The organism is Xanthocytophaga agilis (assembly GCF_030068605.1).
GTDB lineage: Bacteria > Bacteroidota > Bacteroidia > Cytophagales > 172606-1 > Xanthocytophaga > Xanthocytophaga agilis.
On the sequence record NZ_JASJOU010000025.1, the window covers coordinates 1 to 22,432 of the forward strand.

Consider the following 22,432-nt stretch of genomic DNA (forward strand, 5'->3'; position numbering starts at 1 on the left):
CCAATTTTACACTGTAATAATGCAGTGTAATAATAATAATGCTGTGTAATAATAAAGTATGAAGACAGGAACAAAACTTATAGGTATCGCTGGCAGTTTTCTTTTGTTGTGCACCTTTACCATAAAGCAAACCAATTACATTAATAAAGTGGAATGGCTTATCGGTACTTGGGAAAATAAAACTTCTAAAGGTAGCATCTATGAAACGTGGAGCAAGATAACCGACAATGAATTGTTAGGAAAAAGCTATATCGTAAAAGGAAAGGATACGATTGTCTTTGAAAATGTGCGATTGGTTCAGCAACAAGATGAGCTGTTTTATAGCCCAACGGTTAAAGATCAAAATAACGGTTTGCCTGTTCGTTTTGCTGCCAAAATCATATCGGCAACTCAATTGGTTTTTGAAAATGCACATCACGATTTCCCACAAATCATTTCCTATATAAAAATAAGTACTGATAGTTTAGTCGCTGAAATTTCGGGAGTAAGCAACGGAAAGGAAAGGAAACAAACCTTTCCGATGAAACGAATAAAATAAACATTTTGTCCATAAAAATTTGACGACAGATTTTTTTATTGACGCAAGGAATTCTTGCAGAAAGCTAACCATTTTGAATGCTTCGTCTTTGAATGCTTGGTCAACAATCTGAGATACCTCATCCACAATTTTGTTTTCGTACTGACTTAATTCGGCAGTAATTTAGAATACGAACTACAATTGAATGAATTGTTCTTTACAAGATTAGGATTATCAATAGCTCTTTTTCCCAAGTTGTACTCAAGTTGGGTAAGATTTCCTTCTAATTTAAACTCGATGAAATGACGGGCAAGATCAGATCAACTACGTTAACTGAGTTTCTGGATTCTGTCTCTTATTCAGGGAGATACCCCTGCATATAATGCTACCCGTTTAGTTTGATTAACCTGTTTTTTCATTTAATTTACCTATCGGAGTTCCTTTACAAAATGGATTAAAGGCGTTCAAAATCGGCTTTCTGCCACCAAAAACACCTTTTTAATTATACACCCTTTTTGATGAGGAAATTTTTCGAGCTTAGAGTAAAAATCAGGCCATTTGTAACGAAACCCCTAGAATGAATCCATCAGAATTGAACAATCTGAGTAGATAAGTACTGGCAGGTAAATAGTTTACCTTAAATTCCCGTGGTTTGTATGCCGCATACCATTGATGGTCAGCCTGTTGAATAGTATATGCGCCACAGACTACGATGAAAAATACTATAAATTAAATAGAGATGAGTACTTATGCTTCTTTTGCAAGAACATATATGGATAGAAAGCAATAAAGAAAAGTTCAATAAGGTAGTTTTTCGTACTCTTACTCATAAACAGCGAAAGAGGCTGTGCCAGATGGCTTTCTCCGAAAAAGTACTCACATTATTTACCAGATGTAAGATGCTGAGAAATCCAATTGCTGATTATCTGTAAAGCTTCAGGCGAAAAAGTTTCTTCAAGTTCAAGTTCCTCTTCATTAGTACAGGTTTTACAATGTTGAAACAGATGATTTAATCCAGGCAATAAAACCGTTTTATAATCCTTGTTCCCTCCTTCTTTCAGATACTTATCAAAGCTTGCCAGGTTTTCTTTTCCTAGCACCATCAGATCTTTATCACCATTCAATGCCAGTACAGGTACTGTAATCCTGGTCACCACACGAGCGGGATCGTATTGGATCATATACCGATACCAGGGTGTAATAGCCTGTCGGACATACCGTTGTGTAAAATTATCCCCTTTATACTCCAGCAAATTCATCTTTGAAAGCAACTCCCGATCTTGTGTAGCTTTCCACGATGCAAAAGCATCTTTTATCTTGGTATCCAGGTCCGCAGCAGAGGCATTGTCTCGCACTGTAGTAAACCAAATTTTAAACAGTTCATTGAATTTTTCAATATGTTCTTCTGAAAGTCTGGATTTTCTCAGTAGCGCGTCGTTTTGAGTAATCGTTACTTCCAGTCCGCTTAACCCCACTCCTGCCAGTGATACCATAAATGCCACATCAGGGGATGAAGCTGTCACCAGAGAAATCACGATTCCTCCTTCGCTATGCCCAATCAAACCAATCTGTTTGGGATCAATGTCTTTCCGCAATTTCAGATACTCAATAGCTGTTTTCACATCTGCCGCAAAATCAGCTGTTGTTGCAGTTATATAGTTTCCAGTAGTCTCTCCTACTCCTCTATCATCCATTCGTAATACAGCGATTCCTTTTCGTGACAGATGATCTGCCAGTATCCAGAACATTTTATGTCTTGCCATTGTCCCATCTCTGTCCTGTGGACCTGTACCACTTACCAAGATTACCACTGGGTTCTTTTTACTCTTATCAGGTACAGTAACAGTAGCACCAAACCGAATGGAAGAATCCTTGTTTGAAAAGTGAACATTCTCTATCTGATAGGGAAATGGAGGTTTGGGGTCCTGAGGTGTTGAAATATCCATTATTTTAGAAACCCTGTGTAAGGAGAACAAAACCTTAGAGTCTCCCAGACTCGCCTGTCCCTGTAGTTGAGCACCTCTTTTCGAAAAAAACCCGTTAAATCCCATCCCCGACCTTTTACAGGAAACTGAAATACTATCTCCATTCAGCGTCGCAATACCAGTATCAGGTACAGAATAATAGCTCTCAGGCTGTAGTATTACAACTGGAAATGATTTTTGTATTGAGGTATGCCATCTCAGGATCAATCGTTTCATCCCTGTCTGTCCCTGCCAGATAACAGAATCTGAAGGAGCAAAAGAGAAAGCCAGCAATGGGGTAAAACTGAATAGTGAAGAAATTATACCAAGTAATAGAAAGAAAACGCTTTTCATTATCAGTGAGGAAGAAGAATACAAGTATTTAGAGGCTACAAGAAAAAAGACAACAGGATTATGTTTAAGAGTAAATAATCCTGTTGTCAGAAGAAACGCACCTTGTCATTTATCAGAAAAGAATTTATTTGGCATTCCGGGTCATTTCAATCATTGCTGACATTTCATCCAGTAAAGCACTGGCGCTGCCTTTGTACCCTGTAGCTACAAAACGCAAATTGCCATTCTGATCAATAATCAGCTTTAAAGGAATACCTGATATACCCAATCCTTTGGAATATTGTGCATACACCTCTTCATTGGTTTTACTTCCGGCAGCTTTATTGTCAAACAAAACATTAAACGTATATTTATGATCTGTAATATACTTCTTAACACTTTCCTGATAATTAACTTTAAACTCCTGAGTATCTACAAAATAGAACACAACATTTGGATCATTTTTATATTTATTGACTGCCAGCTGCATTCCAGGGAAGGAAGCGACACAGGGTCCACACCAGGTAGCCCAGAAATCAAGTACCACCACCTTACCTTTGAGTTTGGATAGTTCTACCAGATTACCATTCATGTCTATCATCTTAAATTCAGGAAGTGGCTTTTTTATCATTTCTGCAGAAAGGGTTTCATTCATAGCAGAAAGTGATTGCTGGTCTTTCAGAGAACTAAGGTATTTATCAAATCCCTGGTCTGACTTATTCTGTTTGATATATTCTTGTTTCAATCGATCCAGCATTTCAGGTGTAGCTGCATTTGCATGTACACTGGCAGTCAACACGGTTGGAATTTGGTTGGCTCTTCCATTTTTTTCCAGCAGAGTAATGTATTCATCATTAAGCGTAGCCATCTTATACTGATAAATAGTTTCTGCCTTTTCGGCAAAAGCAAGAGCCTCTTTCACATTACCCGTTCGGTGTAGCAATCCTACATGAATAGGCAGCCACTGACAGATCATCGTATCCACTTTCGCTCTCCATTCCAGTGGAGAATAATACCACTCATTGGTGGTTGGCTGATTTCCTAATGCATCCATTCTTTCTATCAATAAAGAAGAATAAGGTAATAAATCAGCATCTGCCATTTGCTTATGCTTGACTGCTAGTTCAATCCCTTTATAATACGTAAAAATTAAAGCAGTTATTGGTGCAATAGGGATATACTGTTTTAGTGCCGGATAGTTTTTGGTAATAATAGCCTGTAACATTATATCCTGATAGACTCTGCCATAATCAAAATCGCGAGAAGCAGCTTCTCCACTTTTAGCAACAAGAGCGGGATAGTCTTTCAGAAATTTCTCCAGAGCGGCTACTCTAACTTTAAAATCTCTTTCACCTTTGATAGCATCATAGGCTTTCTGACGGGCTAGAATCCCACTAGGATATTTTTTAAGAATGACAGCTTCTAACGAATCAGCAGAAGCGTTTTTTTGCAAATTATATTTAAGTATGTCCCAAACCTCGATCAGCTGCTTTTCTGTTGCATTTGGCTGTGATTTCACAAAAGTCACCCCTCTCTGAATATCAGCATTAGCAGCCTCCCCCTTGAAAGCTTTGATAGCCCGGGCATACAAACCAAGTAGATTCATCTTGTTTTCAGCATCCGGGTAGGTTAGAATTTCCTGACTGAGCCAGTGAAAGGTAGCAGTATCACTGATGATTGTTTCCTCAGCAAAATATTCGGGTACACTGTGACCATAATTAGGAGAACGGAAAAGACCATAACCAGCATACGCGCCACGAGCTACTCTTCCACTTTTATCAACCATCATATAGGTATATCCATTTGCCAGTTTGTCTCCTCCCAAATTTTTATCTTCCACAATTCCGGATCTGAATTTGAAAGCAACAAAACCCACTGTAGCAGGCACAGTGACGTGTGCCTTCCAGACATTACCCTCTTCTGTAAGTGGAATATCTTTTACATCCCACTGGTAGTGATTGTACAAATAGAGAACACAACTAATCTTAGTCATTTCCTCCAGTGGAGTACCTTTGGGATCATAACTGAGTGTAAATGTATCTCCAGGTTTGGGCCTTTCAGGATCTATTGTCAGATGGTGCCGGGTATCTTGTGCCTGTAGTGTATAACTTATAAGCAAAGCCATAAGTATCCATAGCCAGTTGTTCTTTGTCATATCTGAAATTGGTTTGTCAATTATGAGTTATCTTGGATTTTGTTCTATTTCCGGATTATACTGTATATATTTCTCTCCTATTGGAAATACATATCGGTTGCCATTGGGTTCAAGAGTGTATTCGGTTCCCTGAAAATTTCGTTTCAGTGTTTTAGCAAAGCGAGAATCCTTGTTTAACCGCTTCAGATCAAACCACCGGAAACCACCATGGCAGAATAGCTCTTTTCGACGTTCTTCCAGTACTTTCACCAATGCATCCATTGCATCAGTGGCTATCAGGTCTGAATACTCCTCTGATTTGAATCGTTTTAATCGTAACTGATTAATCAGGTTCATAGCACCTGAAGCATCCTGATTACGAGCCAGCGCCTCTGCTTTGATGAGCATCATTTCACCTACAGAAGGACCTGTATTCCGGTTTTCGAACGTAAGGTAGTCTTTGTAGTAAGCCCTTCCGCTATATCCATAAGCCAGTGAAGATGTAGGAGCAGTAAATAGCACATATCTCAAGTCTTGAGTTCCCAAAAGATCCAGCATTTCATTGCTTAACCGCAAAACAGTAGGACTGTATCTAAAATTGGTTGAAGCTGTTTTAGATAGAATAATCTCCGGATCGCTGGTTGCCATTGGATAGGTAGCATTCAGGTATTGTTGGAGATCCAGTAAGGTATTCTGAATCGCCAGCGCACTATCTGCATACTGTGCACCTTCATTATATTTCTCCATCCGGTGATACGTCCGTGCTAGAAGTGCAAAAGCAGCAGCTTTAGATGGCAATGAATTCACCGTATTAATTTGGGGTAAATAAGGAAGCGCTTTTTTCAAATCGTCAATTACCTGGTCATATACAGTTTGCACAGTAGCTCTGTTCAGTTTTGCATCCAGAGAAGGTTCTAAAAGTAACGGAACTCCCGGATCTGAGGCTGAAGTAGTCGCATCATAGGCTTTTGCATAGGTAGATATCAGACTCAAATATGCATCTGCCCGATGTACAAGGGCTTCTGCCCATATCTGATTCTTTTCTGCAGTTGTACCATTGATGCTACTTAATACTTCTGAAATGACAACATTTGCATTGTAAATAACCCCATATACTGGTTCCCAATCCATATCCGTTTCCAATGTTGTATAGAAAGATGCCCCCCACAAGTATCCATTCGCAAAATTAATCCGGGATACGGTGTTTAAAGAGGAAGAGGAAAGCGGTACAAGCAGGGCAGCTTGTTGTACACTATCCACGATATCCACATCATCCGAACACACATCTGGTAGAGTTACAGAGCTTATTAACCCTGAGCGGTTATTCATCAGATACCGGTAGTTTTGTGTTTCTTTGGGAACCAAGGTGCCCTTAGTACGAATGTCCACATAATCCTTGCACCCTTCGAGCAATATGGTCAAACACACAAGTATAAAAAGTACTATATATTTTCTCATCATAATTCACTGATTTACAAGTGGAAATAATCGCAAGTAAGAATCACTGCATTTCGTTAGAAATTAGCATTCAGGTTAAGTCCATATGATGTTGATGGTGGTAACTGCAGATTGGAAGTTCCAACATTTGGAATAAAATCCGGATCTATCCCAGCTTTATTTGCTCTCCACAAAATACCCAGATTACGTACAACCCCTGTTATGGTAACACCTTTTACAGGCACTCTACCAAACCATCTTTCTGGAATAGTATATCCCAGTGAAGCTTCACGCAAACGAATATGATCTCCCTTCTCGACATTGATATCAGAATATTGGTAATAAATATTCCCATAGGTTCCTTGTACCAGACCAGGAACATTGGTAGTAGCTTCATCTCCAGCCTGACGCCAGCGTTTGTCAATGGTATTGTATAAGCTATATCCAACACCACCATATCGGCTCGTTGACATTGGAGAGTAGGGTTGCATGAAAACATACCCCATCTTGTACACTGTCTGAATAAAGAAAGTGAGGCGCTTGTATTTGATCGTATGGTTAAAGGATCCAAAATATTGAGGAGTAATGCGACCTGCGTATTTTAGATCGTTTAAACTCTGAATAGCACTGGCACTATACACAGCCGATTTGATTACTTCCCCTTTTTCATTGTAAATTGTGGATTTACCTGCATCGTCCAATCCTGCCCATCTGAATACAAACAGATTGTCAACCGGATAATTTATCAAGGCGCCCAGGTTACCAGCCGTTTGCAAACGGGATGTAGCAACAGCATATCTGGAATCTGTCACTTTGTGTGTATTGTAACTCATTATAAAAGAAGCATTCCACTGAAAATCATTGCTTCGAACAATGACACCATTCAAAGCTATTTCAACACCATGCCCATTCATGAAACCTGCGTTACGGGTCACACTCGAAATATTGGAGCCCAAATAGGTTGGATTAACAGGAAAATCGGCCAGCAAGTCGGTACTGCGCTTATAAAACACTTCAAAACTACCACCCAAACGCCCCTGAAATAGGCTATAGTCCAAGCCAAAATTCAATACTCTTGTCTTTTCCCACCGTAGAGCAGGATTAGCTGGGGTAATAATACTTGCATAGGGTAACTGAGTCATATTGTCTGTACCCATTAAGGCTATACGAGTGAATGGAGAACTGCTTAAACTGATATTTCCATTAAAACCATAGGTAGCTCTAAGTTTCAGATTATCCAGCCAGGAAGAAAATTTATGCATAAAGTTTTCCTCAGACAGATTCCAGGCCATCCCTGTAGACCACAATGGAATAGCACGGTATTTACGATCCAGACCAAAATTGTTATAATCATCATATCGAACACTTCCCGAAAGGATATATTTGTTTTTCAGCGTGTAGGAAGCATTGGCAAAGTAAGACAGGAAACGATTACGGCGATCCAATACAGACTGAGCGGATGGAATTGAAACAGAATATCCCTGGAATGAAGTGGCAGTCTGACTTGGCACAGGAACAGACAACAAATTATCATCATTGTAACCATATAATTTATTTCCATCACCCGTAATCCATGTCTGTCTGATTTCAGCACCAGCAAGTGCACTTATCAGGTGTTGTGAATTAAATGTACTAGTATAATTGATCTGCCCACGAAGACTATAGTTATCTGAACCGTAATTGTTATAGGTTAAAACGCCTCCTTTGGGGATTCCGTAACTAAGAGCACCTGTAGAACTAATACTTGTATAGGTATTGATCAAGTCACGGGTATAATAGGTTTCTACAGACTGGAATATCCGGTTTTTTACATACGCCTTTTCGAGATAATACTGCCCTGATATAGTAATACCCTTATATACTGGTATATTCAAACCAATATTGGCGCTATAGTTATTGTCTTTTATCGTATTATCCGATAATCGTAATTCATCCAGATAATTGTATTTCCAATTCAAATAGCCTTGCTTTTCAAAGGAATCAGTTACTTGTGAATAATATCCTCTGGCATAATTAATACTTTGTCCATTCGCATCCTTCAACAGGTTATATGGCATAAATGTGGTAGCACTATAACCCGCTAATGGAGTCAGTCCCAAACCATTATTCTTCTGATCAAACAAAGTAGCTCTTAGAGATGTTGTCAGAACAACTTTTTTGAATAATTTAAAGTCCTGATTTACAGTCAGCGTATACCGATCACCACTTGTACCTACGGCATAACTTCTCTCATTGGAAAAAGAACCTCCTATGTAGAATGTATATCCGTCATGCCCACCACTCATGGACAAGTTGTATTGTTGGGACACAGCTTTCTGTAACAAATATTGCTGAATCTGATCATATCCATTGATATTTCTCAATACATTCAAAGCTGAATCTCTCTGATCTGTTGTGATAGTACCCCGCCGTGCTCGGAAAATCCATTCAGCAGCAGAAGTAATAGGCAAAGCGTAAGCCACATTGTATGGATCATTCAATAGCTTTTTCTGAATAAGTTCCTGTTCCACATCAATCATCTGGGCAGAATTCATGATAGGCAATGAACTTAAACGAGGTTTTCCGGAGATACTGGACATAACTGAAAAACTGATTCTGGGTGCAGACAGAGAGGCCCCTTTCTTGGTGGTAACTACTATTACCCCGTTTGCTGCTCTCACACCCCATATTGAAGCTGCTGCCGCATCTTTTAGAACTGTAATCTGTTCAATATCATTGGGGTTCAGATTTCTGATATCCAGTTGGCTTGGAAATCCGTCGATAACCAGTAAAGGAGCCTGATTGCTGTTGATGGTGTTACGCCCTCGCAAAGCCATACTCAAGGAAGTATTGGCATTCTCCACTCCTGTATACAACTTGTTAGAAGTAGTTGTGTACAAAAACGAGTTATCAGACTCACCAATAGTTAATAACAGTCCCGGTACATTTCCTTCCAGACGCTGAGCAATATTAGGAACCGGAATCTTCTCCAGTTCTTTTGCGGTAATAGTACTAAAAGAACCAGTTGCCCTTTCTTTTGGAAGATTCTGATATCCGGTAGAGACAATCTCTACTTCCATCAGCTCTTCTATTTTCATTTCCAGTGAAACCTCATAATGTGTTGCTGTCGAAAGAGGAATTTCTTTGGTGTTGAAACCAACATGTGAAAAAAGCAATGTACCGCCAGTCAAAGGAACCTGAATAGAAAATTCACCATTAGCATTAGTTCCGGATACAGCTTTGGTATTTGCAACATAGATAGTGGCACCAACAACAGGCCTCTTCAAATCATCTTCTACCCGGCCATTTACAGTGCGCATTTCACTCACACTACTGAGAAAAGTACTCTCTCCTGTAGCAGGAGAAACAGGCGACGAATCTTTGTTATCTCTACTGATAATGGTGTAATGATTTTTGTCCACATAGAGAAACAACAAGTTATTGGGATACAATACGCTCTTTAATACCTCTTCTACTCCGCTTTTCTTCATTGCTTCCACATCCACACCTGTTGTCTTTCCTTCCAGCAATGATCTTTCATAAACAAACTGAGTTCCATAGATAGCACTAACCTTATTCAGTGCAGATTTAAGTGGAATCTGAGCAGATTTGGATGAATTGTCTGAATTTGTTTGCGCATAAATGGTATTATACCATCCTCCCTGGATGATCCCGAGAAAAAAACAAACTCGTAAAAGTAATCTGGTAGATTTTTTCATCATTAAACAAATGGTTGGTTTCACTGATACGTTTCACTAAAAAACATAGCTGGTTGTTTCTTACCAAAGATACTCTGGTCAATACATCCTTCACTTACTATTCAGACAAAGCGGTGCCATGCTGCCCCCGGAAGGCAGTGTAAACAAGCATTTGCTATGTGATGAATTGGTTAAGTGGTGGGCTTACTTATATCATAGTCACTATCTTTTTCGCTTTTTGAAGATCAACACACTGTCTTTGCGTTCTATCTTTACATTGAGTATATTGGAAAGTACAAATAGAATACTTTTTTCGTTTTTCATCGGAATAGCCCCATCTATCCTTCGACGGCCCAATTGCTCATCTTCCAGTACAACTGTATACCCATAGGTATCTTCCAATTCATGGATAATATCACTGACCGTTGTGTTGCTTAAGGCCAGTTTCTGTTCTGTCCAAGCGGTAGCGCTCTCAACAGCGGTATCCTTTTTCTCCCACACTCTTCGCTGTATATCATATTTTGCGGATTCACCAGGTTTGAGTTCAAATGAATCTTCCCGGCTACGACGCCCTTTTACCTGAATACGCCCCGATTGCAAAGCAATCTGAGACAATCCCCTCCTCTCTTTTATATTAAACACCGTTCCAAGAACTTCTACTTCTATAGCATCTGTCTGCACCACAAACCGTTCAGACTCCTTGATAGCATTGGTATCCTGATTGAGGTGTTTTACATGAAATAACGCTTCTCCTTTCAGGTGCACTGTACGGGAGTCATCTGTCCATTTCCAGCGTTTGGGATAACTCACCGACGAATTAGCATTAAGGGTTATAATGGAACTATCCGGTAATGTTATAGTACGGGTCTGCCCATATCCTGTCCGAACAAACTCATTCCCCCAATACTGTGTATTGAGTACCCATACACATACAAGCAACGCAACTATTGAGGCAGCTACCAGTATCCATTTTCTGGGTTGCGGATGTAAGGCAATGACCTGCTCTTCCTGATCATTAATATCTTTCTGTATCTGAGCCCACAAATTTGTCGCCAATGACTCTTCAGGAGTAATTCGCTGAACGGATAATAAAAACCGTAAGCTAGCTTCAGCTTCCTGCATTACACTAAGATTTGCTGGTTGCTGTAAGATCCACTCATTCCAGAACTCTTCTGATACCTGTGTACGGTATTTTACCCACTCCAGAAAGAAGTCATCTTCTAAGAAATCTTCTATAGTAAACAGATGGTACTGAGGTCTCATAAATGATTGAATCTTTCACATAGCTGGTTGAATTATACTTTTCTGCAGTTGAAATCAGATTAGTTCAGTGCTGTCTCCTACAAGTAATTCACAGTAAGGACGAAATGAAAAACGATTTTACCCCACACAGAGAAAAATATTTTTTATTTTTTTCGCAAGTGCAGAAAGAAAGGCTACATATATACGCAGCAGACAATTAATACACACAACGCAATACAGAAAACACAGAATATTATTTCAAACGGAAAAGAGTTATTGAGGCAGTCACGAAACAATAGTTGACTTTTCTTTATAGATTATTTTAAAGTTGGTAAATAATCTTTTCTTAAAAAGAAAGAGTAAGGCAGTTAGAACCTATTTTGACTTACTAAGGTCTAACATGGTTAATAAAATCTATTCTTAGTGTACAACTAGCCATTGACGAACTTCCATGAAAGTACTCACCAATAAAATTAAAAGCGTTTTTTTTGAAACATTCAAAATTTCCCGCAATGCTTCCATCCCTCGCCCTACCAACTTATAGGTAGCTTTGACAGAAAGCTGCATTACCTCAGCAATCTCCTCATAGCTAAGTTCTTCGAAATAACGCAGATAGATAACCTCTTTCTGGCGAGGAGTTAACTGATTCAATGCATCTAATATTCCCTGGGTTTGCTGAGTAAAGTTTTCTTTGTCAATCCATTCAGATTCTGCAGAAAACACCATTTCAAAATGGTAATCTTCTTCAAGCTCCGTTGCTGGACGTCGACGCTGGGAGTTAAAGGTATCGTAGATAAGACCTCGTAAGGAAACCAAAAGATAGGATTTTATATTGGAGACATTTCCCAGATTACTTTTGTTACTCCACAGTTTGATAAACAAATCATGAATACAATCCTTGACCAGATCTTCATCCTGGCAGAGTCGCATACCATATTCATACAGGCTTTTAAAGTACTGAAAATACAGAGCTGAGAAAGCTTCTGTGCTTCCTTCTTTAAAAGCAACCCAACCCGGTATTTTCTCTTGTGCTTTTTTACTCATCCAAATTAATATCTATCTATCATACTGTAAAGTTAGCATTTGATTTTGAATTGATCTCAGGTGGAATGGATGAATAAAAGTTAGAGTCTTCAAAAAATGGTATGCAGCCGGCCAGATACATATTGAACTAGGCAAAAAGAGGTATTAGCTTTGTGGGTATGAATCCAACACAGGTATGAATAGTTCACAAGCCAAACGAGAAAAAATGCTGTCGCTGATAGAAGCCTGGCGAAGTAGTGGTCAGACCCAAAAAAATTTTGCACCAAGCATAGGATCAAATTGGGAACCTCAAGCTGGTAGCTAGTTTGCAATCCTTTTTTATTTTTCCGCTCAGGTCGAATCGACGAGTATACTTGTCTGAATCTGAGAAAGTTCTGGGACGCCATCAGCCGATCGAATCACTCCTTTTGGAAGAGAACCAATCCCAACTCGTTTGGTTGGAAGAAGTGGATTTTCCGCTGATAGTGACTAACCAAATCTTCAAAAACGGAGATCAAATCAAGGGGGTGCTTTAACTGGTAAGTAATGATTTGACTGCAGATGGGGTTACAACAGGAAAATGTCTATTACAGCATTGTCTGCTTAGTTAAACCTTACCTCAGTATTCATAACTTTTTAATCCATCTAAAGAAATCTTAATTTGAGCTTAAGCTGCCCTTTATCTGGCTATTATACTTTTGGATCAACAATCAATGTTTAACCAAAATCTATAAAGCCATGAAAAAGTTTGTTAGTATCATAGCAGGATTTGTCTTCATTGCAGGTAGAACCTTTGCACAACCTCCTGTCCCCCCACAACCGCCAGTGCAACGGGAGTTGCAGTCTATGATAGCACAGGAAGGCACCCTGACCGAATGGATAACCAATGAGGATTACCTCTATGAGGGATTTTATCTGCAAACCTCACAGGAGAAAATCCCTGTAAAGTTTCCTCCGCATTTGGGCAGCCAGATTACCAGTCAGCTGAAAGTGGGAAACAAAATACGGGTCAATGGCCTATCCGAAATTTCGCCAGCAGGAATAAAAGAATTCCGGATGATGGATGTAAGCGTCAATGGACATACCATTTACGATACCCCTCCACAGATGGCAGCTCCAGTTGTCGAAAAGTTTACAACCGGAAAAGAAAATATTGTCAGTGTTCAGAAGAACAGAGAAGGCGATATGGTGGGACTAGTCCTTTCCCATAAAATGATATTACGCATTCCGCCTCATCTGCTTCGACAATTGGCGGCTAGTGTACAACCAGGCGGAGTAGTCGAATTTACCGGACTAATCAACAACCGCCAAGTTGGAGAAGCGGTGGCTGATGCCTATATGGTAGTACATTGCCAAACAATTACTCTCAACGGAACTTCGTATATAACCCGCTAAAGCAGAGTACGGGAAATAGGTTCTCTTATGAAATTTGTTTTGTGCCGTCCTGATGGTAGAAGGTATTCAAAGTTCCTTTGAACCGGCAGAGATCCTTCTACCTATCCCTTTCTTTTTCACCAAACATACCCTTTTCGATGAAAAGTATAATCACGATAGCTTTGCTCATTCTGTCCAATGCCTTTATGACACTGGCCTGGTATGGACACCTTAAATTCTTTGACAAAACCCAGACAACTCCATCCAAATTTGCACTCATTGTGCTATCCAGTTGGGGACTCGCCTTTTTTGAGTATTGTTTTCAGGTGCCTGCCAACCGGATAGGATACGAACAAAATGGAGGCCCCTTCTCTTTATTGCAGTTAAAAGTAATTCAGGAAGTGATTTCGCTTACTGTTTTTATGGTTTTTGCCATGACTGTATTTAAAAACACAAAGTTCTCTTATAACCATCTGATAGGGCTTGGCCTGTTGGTTCTATCTGTATATTTCATTTTCAGAAAGGGTTAGTCACATGGTAGACGAAAAGCACATAAAGTCCAGTTCACAAAAAGGGCTTGACTATCTGAATTTCTTTCTGGCTGATGTACGGGCAGGTATAGGTCCATACCTGAGTATTTATCTGCTATCCATACATCACTGGAGCTTAAAAGATATTGGTATTGTCAGTTCCGTGGGTTCACTTGCAGGTGTACTGGCTCAGACCCCGGCCGGAGCGCTGGTAGACAGACTGGCTAGTAAACACTCCATTATTGTGATTGCCAGCCTGATGATTGGAGGCTCCGTTGTATGGATGCTCCTTGACCCTATCCCTGCATATGTAGTAATCTCACAACTGATTATAGGAATAGCGGCAGCGTTTCTCGCACCAGCTGTTGCATCGCTAACCTTGGGAATTTTTGGATACGCTGCACTGGAAAAGCGCATGGGTAGAAACGAAACATTCAATCATGCAGGCAATGTTGTGGCCGCATGCTTATCCGGATTTCTTGGATATTTCTTTCATATCAAGGCAGTATTTGTCTTAATCGTTTTTATGTGTGTGGCCAGTATCTGCTCACTAAAGCTGATTGATAAAACACAAGTTGACAGCCAATTGGCACGAGGATACGTGACTAATTCAATGATGAATAGCTCAACGGTGAATAGTTCAGGACTGGCAGATAAAAATAATCTGCCAGTCCTTCTTCAAAACAAACAGCTAGTAATTTTTACTCTGTGCTGTCTGATTTACCATTTTTCCAATGCGGCTATGTTACCTCTGGCAGGTCAATATATTGTGATTGCAAATAAAGTAGATGCTTCTGTTTATATGTCTGCCTGTATTGTTATTGCCCAGCTGGTAATGGTCCCTGTTGCTTTCTGGTGTGGCAAAGAGGCTAAAAAGGGTAGAAAACCGTTACTCTTTCTCTGCTTTTTGATTTTACCTTTCAGAGGCTTTTTATATCTACTAAGCAGCAATCCCTTCTATATAGTTTCTATTCAGGTACTGGACGGAGTATCTGCCGGGATCTTTGGGGTAGTATCTATACTCATCTTGTCCGATCTGACAAAAGGGACAGGTCATTTTAATCTGGTTAACGGACTCGTCGCTACAGCTATCGGACTTGGCGCATCGATGAGTAACCTGACAGGTAACTGGCTGGCAGAATCATACTCGTTTCCTGTAGCCTTTCTATGTCTGGCAAGTATTGCCTTACTCCCTGTTCTTTTATCGATTTTCTTTTTCAAAGAAAGTTATTCTGAAGATAACCTTTTCTCTATTCAGTCAATAGTATGAACATACTGACGTCTTCTACGATAAAAGTGATTATTTTTAGCGTAGTAATTTTAGGCCTGATCACACTAGATCCTATGCTGATTGACATTCCACCACATAGTAGAAATATAATCTGGTTGATTTTTCTTGTATCTGGTCTGCTGTTGCTTCTGCATTACAGCAAATTGGGTGTAAAGTCTGAACCAAACCCATTACCCGGACAGGAAAAACACCATAGAGTAGAAAATACGCTGAAGGGAAACGTGGTAGAATATGGCAGTAATCGTATAGGAGACATTGATAAGATCCTTATCAGGGTCAACCAGGTAGATCACTGGCTGCATTTCCCTCCTCATACAGCCAGGCAAGTTCTGAACATAGCACCTGAACAAACATATGTTGTAGCTCAGGTAAGAAAAGGAAAGGCTAAACTTTTTGGAAACATTTTTATCCATGAACTGGTTTTTATTCATTCTGTGTCACTGGAAAAAAGTGTGCAGGTTGACCGGATAGTTCCACCACCACCAGTCAAAGGAGAATCCATTACGCTGTCTGGCACAATCAAACAATTTAAGCTGGACGAGAAAGGACAAGTTTCGGGCTTTATTATCGATAAGTATATAGTGGATTTACCACCCGGAATGGGAGAAACGATGGCCTCGTTACTAAAAAATGCAAAAGAGTTGAGTGTCAATGGATACGTGAGAAGCCCCGAAGATGGATTTGTCAATACCAGCAGGCTTTTACTGATCAAACCCTACTCACTGATCATTGACAACACAGACTATCTGTTGTAAAGAATCTGCTAGCACGCAGAAGATATCTTATATGAAAATACTACTCATTGAAGACGAACAAAATCTGGCCGATTTTATGGCAAAAGGATTACTTCAGGCCGGCCATATTGTGGAAGTTTCTCATAATGGAGCAAAAGGATTGGAAATTGCAGGCTCTGATACATTTGATCTCATCCTGCTTGATCTGATGCTCCCTGGAACCAATGGATACGATATACTCACCAACCTTCGTTCCTTTAACATCTTTATCCCTGTTTTGATAATCAGTGCATTAAGTGATAGCTCACATGTGGTAAAAGGATTAGACATGGGAGCAGTGGACTATATAAAAAAACCGTTTGACTGGGAAGAATTGCTTGCCCGCATCCGAGTGATTCAAAAGAAACTGATCAATATACAGACACCTAAAATCATTATTGAGGATATGACCATTGATCTGGGCAGTCGGAAAGTGACACGGGCCGAGAAGGAGATCCGACTCACAGCCAAGGAATTTGTATTACTGGAATACCTGGCAAGAAATGCCAACCGGATTGTGAGTAAAAATCAGATTATGGAAAATGTATGGGAAATGGATTTTGACCCAGGAAGCAATATCGTAGAGGTACATATTCATGGGTTGCGCAAAAAGATAGATAAGGGGTCAGACAATCCCCTGATAGAAACAGTACTGGGATTAGGATATAGCTTAAAAGGAGAAAAATCATAAAATCATCTCACATAAGTCATCTCACATAAGTCATCTCACATAATTGTGATAATGAAACTCAACTGGCCGACCCTGAACCTTCGGAAAAAAGCGGCTGTTTTTTTTGCCGCTGCTTTTTTAGTTCTCTGGTCATGTGCCAGCTTTTTGTTTTTTCAGCGACTAAAGAAAACATTGTATGCCACCCTGGATGGCCAGTTGAAAGCCAGGGCTACTATCGTGACTGAAAAAACAAGTCTGCACCCGAAAATAGTACCGTTGCCCCAAAACAATGAATCTTTTCTTATTCTCTATCAGCATACGGACTTTTACCACCCTAATCTAACGGATACAGTCTTTAAACCGGTTTCCTTACCTTTTACTGTTAGGTCAGACTCTGCCTTTAGTGAAAATCACTGGCGGGTTATCCGCCAGAAAACACATCTGGAAAACAGAGGGTACCTGATTGTAGTCTATGGGGTGCCAGCCAATGCAGTTGAAGAAGAAATTCGTTCACTCACATGTATAAACTGGTTATTGCTTGTATGCGGCTTTCTACTCTCATTGGTAGTGGCCAATTGGCTGACCGGACGTTTACTAAGTCCGTTGCAGAAAGTGATTGCATTAACCCAAGCCATCAATTTTAAAACAATAACCCTGCTGGATGACCCCTCTACAAAGGATGAAATCAATGACCTGGTCGTTTCGTTTAACCGTATGCTGTTGCGCATAAAAGAACAATCCGATAAGCAAACCGCTTTTTTCGCTTCGGCCTCCCATGAGTTACGCACTCCTCTGAGTGTGATGCAAACCAGATTGCAGGTCTGGTTACAAAGTGAAGCAATCTCACCAGAAATAAAATCGCTCTTTGAACAGCAGCTTACAGAAGTAAAACGCATGACAAAGATGACAAATGATTTTCTGCTGTTAAGTCAATTAAAAAGCGGACAGATACTCACTACCGGGACTGTAACTAATCTATCAGATCTGGTAGCTGTCTCACTCACCTATTTTAAATCAAAAGCTGATCAGAAAAACACAACCTTTAAAATTGAATACTCTTCATTGGAAGCAGACTGGGATGTGGTAATGGATGCCGAGAAAACAACAATCATTGTCAACAATCTGCTTGAGAACGCTATTAAGTATTCTCCGGATAAAGAAAAAATAACGATCCGGTTTGAGCAGAGTGAAACAAGAGTAATGGTATGTATAGAAAATTATATACATGCCGATATTAATCCAGTGATGGCTGATCTGAAAAATGAATTCTATCATTCCAAACCTTTGGATGGAGAAGGGTTTGGTCTGGGGCTCTGGATTGCCAATCAGCTTGCCACAATCCAGCAAATGTCTCTGGAATTATATATACAAAATGGATGCTTTCAGGCCTGGCTTTCTATCCCTGTTACAAAATCAGAAAACTTGATACGGGCTATCTAACCTGACAATAGCTATCTAATTAGATGTTGCTTTACAGAGAAACTGTGCACTTAGCTATAAACTGCCTAGCTGCTTTCATAAAAATATAAACGGCTTCAGCGTTGTCTATATCAGTTTCGTTTTAATCGATGTATCTATGTAGGGTTGCTGGTCAGTGTATGGAAAATCCAAGCAGGTAGCGCTCACATTGGATCGAACCGAATATAAACAGAGAGGCCAATGGGTTCAGATCCTCATGATTGGGGTTGCTTATAAAGGGATGAGTATTGCTTTACTGTGGCATACGGCCAACCGAAAAGGCAATTGTAGCCAGTTGGCCAGCAGGGATCTTTTAAGTAATTTTCAAAAATGGATTCAATTGGATAAAGGACAAAATATCTATCTGACTGCTGATTGGGAATTTATTGGTATGCATATTTGACAGACCTTTGTCAAGACAGCCTTTCATGTGGTGATTCGAGTGTGAGCCAATGCCTTACTTAGTAACATAAAACCGGAGAAGGCATTCTCTAAAGTCACAGTTAAATTCTATCGAGCGGAGCAAATATTCACCAAAAATCGATGGGTCTTACTACGAAAACCCCCTTGGATTTATGGACAAAGTATTTATACAGCAGGTATCAAACTACCCAATGGCGAACATGTAAATTTAATGAGTAGCGAGTATTTACCTACTATTGCTCAGATTTATAGACAACGTTGGCAAATTGAAACTTTATTTGGTGCTTTTAAATCCAGAGGCTTGAATCTTGCTGGGGTCAATAACTATAAACGAATTAATACATTCCTTTTTGTGGAGAGTATAAGATTAACTTGGGCGATTCGTAGTATGGTTACTTAGTAAAGAAAAGCTATTCCCATCAAAAAGTTTAACTCTGCCAGCCAACCCATAGTTTCTATATTCAGACAAGGATTAAACTATTTACGAAATTTAGCCCTGAATATCAACCACTTTGAATGCCTTGAGCATCTTTTGTCCTGTACTTAGACCAATCAATATTAAAGATATATATACAATAGCACTAAGAACTTGCAAACAACTGGCTGGATAATCCTATCTACCAAAGCCATTCAGTCCGTATCTTTAGTTTCCAAGCATAGTGTGGGCATTTTTCGCCTGCAGTATCACCACAAGTTTACTCTATATCTATATAGAGTCTTATGTACAGAGGAAGAAGACACAAATAAAAAAGATAGAATTAAAGCTAGGAATGCAGCGACAAAAGTGAAGACATCTGTAAATAAGCACCTATTATAGAGAACGAAAGAATAGCTTTGTCTCATTCTCTTTACAGGAGTGTTGTATATAGTTATGTTGAAAAAGTAGCTGTAATCTACAGCTACTTTTTTTATGAGTGTTGAAATTTAGTTGTAATTCCTGAAGCCTAGTACAAAGTAACTTTACCTATTAAAAAGGTGTTGATGTTAATGTACAATTCCATGAAGCGTTAGAAAATTTATCACCAGTCTAATTTAAACAACGGCAAGATCAGCAGCGGGCGGTGAAGAGTGGAAAAAAGCATCAGAAAATTGCCAGACACAAAACCAGTCCTGGAATTTCCCACAATTCACAGCCTTGGTAGTAGTAATTGAAAAAAATAATTAATTCAAATTTTCTATTTCAAATCTGTTTGAAAACAGGGGACTCGACAATATAGAATATTGAAATCATCGTTGTTTTTTGAAGTCATCAACTCTTGATCCTTTATTCTGTTATTTTTTAATAAAAAATAACAGAATAAAGTCAGTAAGTAAAAAAGAGCAAATAGCTAGTATCTTCATAGTGCTAATTTTGCCGCTATCTATTTGAATAATTGCATTATAAAAGAAGTAATCCCTATTTAACCAATCAACGCATGGAAACCAGTCTGAAACAAAAAGAAGAAAAACTCGAAAAACAGATAGGACTTCTTCGAGACGAGAAAACGGAAATCAGTACTTCTGAAATCTGCTTTAAGACGACCTATCGCGACCTGACTTTGTTCAGCGTTATGACATCAACATTGATCATAATCGCGCACGCAGTCGCTTACATGACGCACGAATATAGCCATAGCTTCACGGCTTGGGCGCTTGGGTGGATGGCGAACCCTCTTGCGCTTGATTACGGACCCGCCACGCTCAGCAATATTCTCTTCCTCAGAGATGTAAGCGACAACGTCAGCTATGATCAGATATTTGCGGGTGGACAGGCATGCAAGCTGCAACCATTGCCCTAGCCGGCATGGTGCTCGGTAACGCTGCTCTTTACTTTGTTTTGTACTCCCTTGCCAAATCGTCTTGGGCGGCTGGGAATGCGGCGAGGATGTCGATCGTGTTTTGGCTCTCCCTGATGTGCGCAGGCAACGTCTGGAGCTACGTTCCTATCAGGGCATTGACGACGCACGCCGACATCGCCCTTGCCGCTCGCGGATTTGGGGTGTCTACCTGGGTGCAGTTCCCCTTTGTGCTGGTTCCGGCGTTGTTCGTCGTCTGGCATTTCTTCCAGCGTATGTGCGCGCGATCTTTTGTGATTATTGCAGGCGAATCCAGCGCTAAGGTTGCCTTTCTTGTCGCCGTGACGTCCTATTGGTTCTTTGTCTTCTTCGTGGGAGATGCGGTAGGAGGTGATTATGGAACTGTGAGTCTAGTGATGGCGATCATCTCCAAATACCTTCTTTTTCCTCTCGCCACCATTTGGCTCTGGCAACGGTATGGAGCGCGAGCGAAAAGCGGTCATGCTCCGTACCTATAGCAGACCTGGGATAGCTCGGCGTTGAGCTTTACTCTCAAAAGGACGACCTTCGGATCAGGGCTGCGAGTGAGGGTGAATGCCAGAGCGGCATTTCACAGAAATCCAGGGTGCGACACGCACCTCGAGCTTCCCGAAGCTTCGTCCTTAACATTCCAATAAAGGCTTCCGGGGCGTTTTCCAGTCCGTTTATTTCGTCCTCAAGGTATTCGTCCTCAAGATATGTGATTTGGCCACGCGTGCCCCAGCCGTACATGTCACGGCGGAATTCAGCTTCCCGATGCAGCCAGTCGGTGATGACGACCCCTTCCACCCGCAAGTGCTTGTGCAGCAGGGCTCTCATCAAGGCAAGGGTTTGATCCGGTCTGGGCGGCGCTTCTGCCAAGTTGTACCACGCGATCAAACTACAGACGGCGATCAAGGCCGCCAGTAACACCCCGCTGACGTTCCCGATATACACCTCCGCACTCTCTGGAACCGCAGCGGCCAAAGGGGTCGCGAGATCAGGTGTCGGGTGATTTTTTGCCATTGCACTCAGTTGATTAATTGCACTATTTAGCCTTGTCTGACGTTTTTGGTTTCTTCTAGCTTTATGTCTATTGGACCATCATCTGCCTCTTCACCTTCTTTACCATCTCGATCAATTATGTTTAATGGATTGTTAAATGCGTAATTATAGGGTGAGTATCCAGGATACTTTTCACTCAACGGGTCAATTACATGCCAACGGCCAAGTTGTGCATCTTATATACTAGCTCCATAATCACTCCAATTCAGCCCAAACTCTTCCTGCTTTTCTTTCCCATTATATTGAAACTTGTGATTTGCATTTCCCTGTGTCTCAATGCCAGCCAGATTCAATCCCCACGGATCATAATGATTCTCCTAGACTATCAGATCTCTACTATCGCTAATCTTGATATCATCAAACTAGGCAGATTTTGCACTCTCATTAGCCACCAGAATCTGCACATATCCATCCTGCTCTGCTACATAGGATAAGTGTAACTCTTTCCAACCTTCTTCTGCTGCCTCTGTAACTTGGCGAATCTTACTAGCTATCAAATTATAATCCTTATTGTAGATTAGTATCTTCAGATAAGGCAAATCTATTCTTTTGCAAGAAGAATCATAGGCAACCAATTCGATGTCTTCTCTTTTGTCTCTACCAAATTTATCTCTACTAAAGTTGTCTTTACTAACTTTGTCTTTACTTAAAATGGAAATGTATTATCGATAAATTAGGTTGGTAAAGACAACTCTTCAGTATGGATTCTAATTCGTAACAGATAAAGA

The 22,432-nt window shown here is 40.3% G+C and carries 19 protein-coding genes; 11 read left to right on the forward strand and 8 right to left on the reverse strand.

Annotated features, from left to right (window positions below; translation table 11 throughout):
- Positions 1–58 precede the first annotated feature (58 nt).
- Positions 59–538 (forward strand): DUF6265 family protein, encoded by a 480-nt coding sequence (locus QNI22_RS38350; protein WP_314519666.1) that lies wholly within the window; start codon positions 59–61, stop codon positions 536–538.
- Positions 539–1,398: 860 nt separating this feature from the next.
- On the opposite strand, the gene QNI22_RS38355 is transcribed toward QNI22_RS38350, so the two are convergent.
- From QNI22_RS38355 to QNI22_RS38380, 6 genes are all read right to left on the reverse strand, one after another.
- Positions 1,399–2,835, reverse strand: a complete 1,437-nt coding sequence (locus QNI22_RS38355) for an alpha/beta hydrolase family protein (protein ID WP_314519668.1) — start codon at positions 2,833–2,835, stop codon at positions 1,399–1,401.
- Between the two features lie 124 nt (positions 2,836–2,959).
- On the reverse strand, positions 2,960–4,969 hold the full coding sequence (locus QNI22_RS38360) for a TlpA family protein disulfide reductase (RefSeq protein WP_314519671.1): 2,010 nt from the start codon (positions 4,967–4,969) through the stop codon (positions 2,960–2,962).
- A gap of 27 nt (positions 4,970–4,996) precedes the next feature.
- On the reverse strand, positions 4,997–6,370 hold the full coding sequence (locus QNI22_RS38365) for a RagB/SusD family nutrient uptake outer membrane protein (protein WP_314519675.1): 1,374 nt from the start codon (positions 6,368–6,370) through the stop codon (positions 4,997–4,999).
- Between the two features lie 92 nt (positions 6,371–6,462).
- Complete coding sequence (locus tag QNI22_RS38370; RefSeq protein WP_314519677.1) at positions 6,463–10,086, reverse strand: SusC/RagA family TonB-linked outer membrane protein; 3,624 nt, start codon at positions 10,084–10,086, stop codon at positions 6,463–6,465.
- Between the two features lie 198 nt (positions 10,087–10,284).
- Positions 10,285–11,325, reverse strand: coding sequence for a FecR family protein (locus tag QNI22_RS38375; RefSeq protein ID WP_314519679.1), 1,041 nt, complete (start codon positions 11,323–11,325; stop codon positions 10,285–10,287).
- Positions 11,326–11,724: 399 nt separating this feature from the next.
- Positions 11,725–12,348 (reverse strand): RNA polymerase sigma factor, encoded by a 624-nt coding sequence (locus QNI22_RS38380; RefSeq protein WP_314519681.1) that lies wholly within the window; start codon positions 12,346–12,348, stop codon positions 11,725–11,727.
- Positions 12,349–13,065: 717 nt separating this feature from the next.
- Between QNI22_RS38380 and QNI22_RS38385 the strand changes: the two genes are divergently transcribed.
- From QNI22_RS38385 to QNI22_RS38425, 10 genes are all read left to right on the forward strand, one after another.
- Positions 13,066–13,722, forward strand: coding sequence for a hypothetical protein (locus QNI22_RS38385; RefSeq protein ID WP_314519684.1), 657 nt, complete (start codon positions 13,066–13,068; stop codon positions 13,720–13,722).
- 137 nt (positions 13,723–13,859) lie between these two features.
- On the forward strand, positions 13,860–14,231 hold the full coding sequence (locus tag QNI22_RS38390) for a DMT family protein (protein ID WP_314519686.1): 372 nt from the start codon (positions 13,860–13,862) through the stop codon (positions 14,229–14,231).
- Positions 14,232–14,235: 4 nt separating this feature from the next.
- Positions 14,236–15,501 carry an MFS transporter gene (locus QNI22_RS38395; protein ID WP_314519687.1) on the forward strand — a complete coding sequence of 422 codons (1,266 nt, stop codon included), beginning with the start codon at positions 14,236–14,238 and terminating at the stop codon, positions 15,499–15,501.
- Positions 15,498–16,277 (forward strand): hypothetical protein, encoded by a 780-nt coding sequence (locus QNI22_RS38400; RefSeq protein WP_314519689.1) that lies wholly within the window; start codon positions 15,498–15,500, stop codon positions 16,275–16,277. Before QNI22_RS38395 ends, QNI22_RS38400 begins: the two co-directional genes overlap by 4 nt.
- Before the next feature lie 31 nt (positions 16,278–16,308).
- On the forward strand, positions 16,309–16,986 hold the full coding sequence (locus QNI22_RS38405; RefSeq protein WP_314519691.1) for a response regulator transcription factor: 678 nt from the start codon (positions 16,309–16,311) through the stop codon (positions 16,984–16,986).
- A 51-nt stretch (positions 16,987–17,037) separates the two neighbouring features.
- A complete protein-coding gene (locus QNI22_RS38410; protein ID WP_314519692.1) occupies positions 17,038–18,405 on the forward strand; it encodes a histidine kinase dimerization/phospho-acceptor domain-containing protein in 1,368 nt (455 codons plus the stop codon).
- Between the two features lie 187 nt (positions 18,406–18,592).
- The gene (locus QNI22_RS38415) at positions 18,593–18,826 is read left to right on the forward strand and encodes a hypothetical protein (RefSeq protein WP_314519695.1); all 234 of its coding nucleotides are present in this window, start codon (positions 18,593–18,595) and stop codon (positions 18,824–18,826) included.
- A gap of 231 nt (positions 18,827–19,057) precedes the next feature.
- Positions 19,058–19,246 carry a transposase gene (locus QNI22_RS40460; protein ID WP_419836273.1) on the forward strand — a complete coding sequence of 63 codons (189 nt, stop codon included), beginning with the start codon at positions 19,058–19,060 and terminating at the stop codon, positions 19,244–19,246.
- Between the two features lie 1,015 nt (positions 19,247–20,261).
- Positions 20,262–20,624, forward strand: coding sequence for a hypothetical protein (locus QNI22_RS38420; protein ID WP_314519696.1), 363 nt, complete (start codon positions 20,262–20,264; stop codon positions 20,622–20,624).
- On the forward strand, positions 20,600–21,139 hold the full coding sequence (locus tag QNI22_RS38425) for a hypothetical protein (RefSeq protein ID WP_314519698.1): 540 nt from the start codon (positions 20,600–20,602) through the stop codon (positions 21,137–21,139). The genes QNI22_RS38420 and QNI22_RS38425 overlap by 25 nt, the downstream gene beginning before the upstream one ends.
- 34 nt (positions 21,140–21,173) lie before the next feature.
- Here QNI22_RS38425 and QNI22_RS38430 read toward each other — a convergent pair whose 3' ends face one another.
- Together QNI22_RS38430 and QNI22_RS38435 are read right to left on the reverse strand one after the other, a co-directional pair.
- Positions 21,174–21,665 carry a hypothetical protein gene (locus QNI22_RS38430; RefSeq protein WP_314519700.1) on the reverse strand — a complete coding sequence of 164 codons (492 nt, stop codon included), beginning with the start codon at positions 21,663–21,665 and terminating at the stop codon, positions 21,174–21,176.
- Between the two features lie 401 nt (positions 21,666–22,066).
- On the reverse strand, positions 22,067–22,201 hold the full coding sequence (locus QNI22_RS38435) for a hypothetical protein (RefSeq protein WP_314519702.1): 135 nt from the start codon (positions 22,199–22,201) through the stop codon (positions 22,067–22,069).
- Positions 22,202–22,432: the final 231 nt, after the last annotated feature.

Coding starts and splice junctions, on each gene's coding strand:
- QNI22_RS40460 (WP_419836273.1), top strand. CDS start 19,058: ATGAGTAGCGAGTATTTACCTACTATTGCTCAGATTTATAGACAACGT.
- QNI22_RS38390 (WP_314519686.1), top strand. CDS start 13,860: ATGAAAAGTATAATCACGATAGCTTTGCTCATTCTGTCCAATGCCTTT.
- QNI22_RS38425 (WP_314519698.1), top strand. CDS start 20,600: ATGCAAGCTGCAACCATTGCCCTAGCCGGCATGGTGCTCGGTAACGCT.
- QNI22_RS38355 (WP_314519668.1), bottom strand. CDS start 2,835: ATGAAAAGCGTTTTCTTTCTATTACTTGGTATAATTTCTTCACTATTC.
- QNI22_RS38370 (WP_314519677.1), bottom strand. CDS start 10,086: ATGATGAAAAAATCTACCAGATTACTTTTACGAGTTTGTTTTTTTCTC.
- QNI22_RS38375 (WP_314519679.1), bottom strand. CDS start 11,325: ATGAGACCTCAGTACCATCTGTTTACTATAGAAGATTTCTTAGAAGAT.
- QNI22_RS38350 (WP_314519666.1), top strand. CDS start 59: ATGAAGACAGGAACAAAACTTATAGGTATCGCTGGCAGTTTTCTTTTG.
- QNI22_RS38395 (WP_314519687.1), top strand. CDS start 14,236: ATGGTAGACGAAAAGCACATAAAGTCCAGTTCACAAAAAGGGCTTGAC.
- QNI22_RS38430 (WP_314519700.1), bottom strand. CDS start 21,665: ATGGCAAAAAATCACCCGACACCTGATCTCGCGACCCCTTTGGCCGCT.
- QNI22_RS38410 (WP_314519692.1), top strand. CDS start 17,038: ATGAAACTCAACTGGCCGACCCTGAACCTTCGGAAAAAAGCGGCTGTT.
- QNI22_RS38420 (WP_314519696.1), top strand. CDS start 20,262: ATGGAAACCAGTCTGAAACAAAAAGAAGAAAAACTCGAAAAACAGATA.
- QNI22_RS38380 (WP_314519681.1), bottom strand. CDS start 12,348: ATGAGTAAAAAAGCACAAGAGAAAATACCGGGTTGGGTTGCTTTTAAA.
- QNI22_RS38385 (WP_314519684.1), top strand. CDS start 13,066: ATGAAAAAGTTTGTTAGTATCATAGCAGGATTTGTCTTCATTGCAGGT.
- QNI22_RS38400 (WP_314519689.1), top strand. CDS start 15,498: ATGAACATACTGACGTCTTCTACGATAAAAGTGATTATTTTTAGCGTA.
- QNI22_RS38405 (WP_314519691.1), top strand. CDS start 16,309: ATGAAAATACTACTCATTGAAGACGAACAAAATCTGGCCGATTTTATG.
- QNI22_RS38360 (WP_314519671.1), bottom strand. CDS start 4,969: ATGACAAAGAACAACTGGCTATGGATACTTATGGCTTTGCTTATAAGT.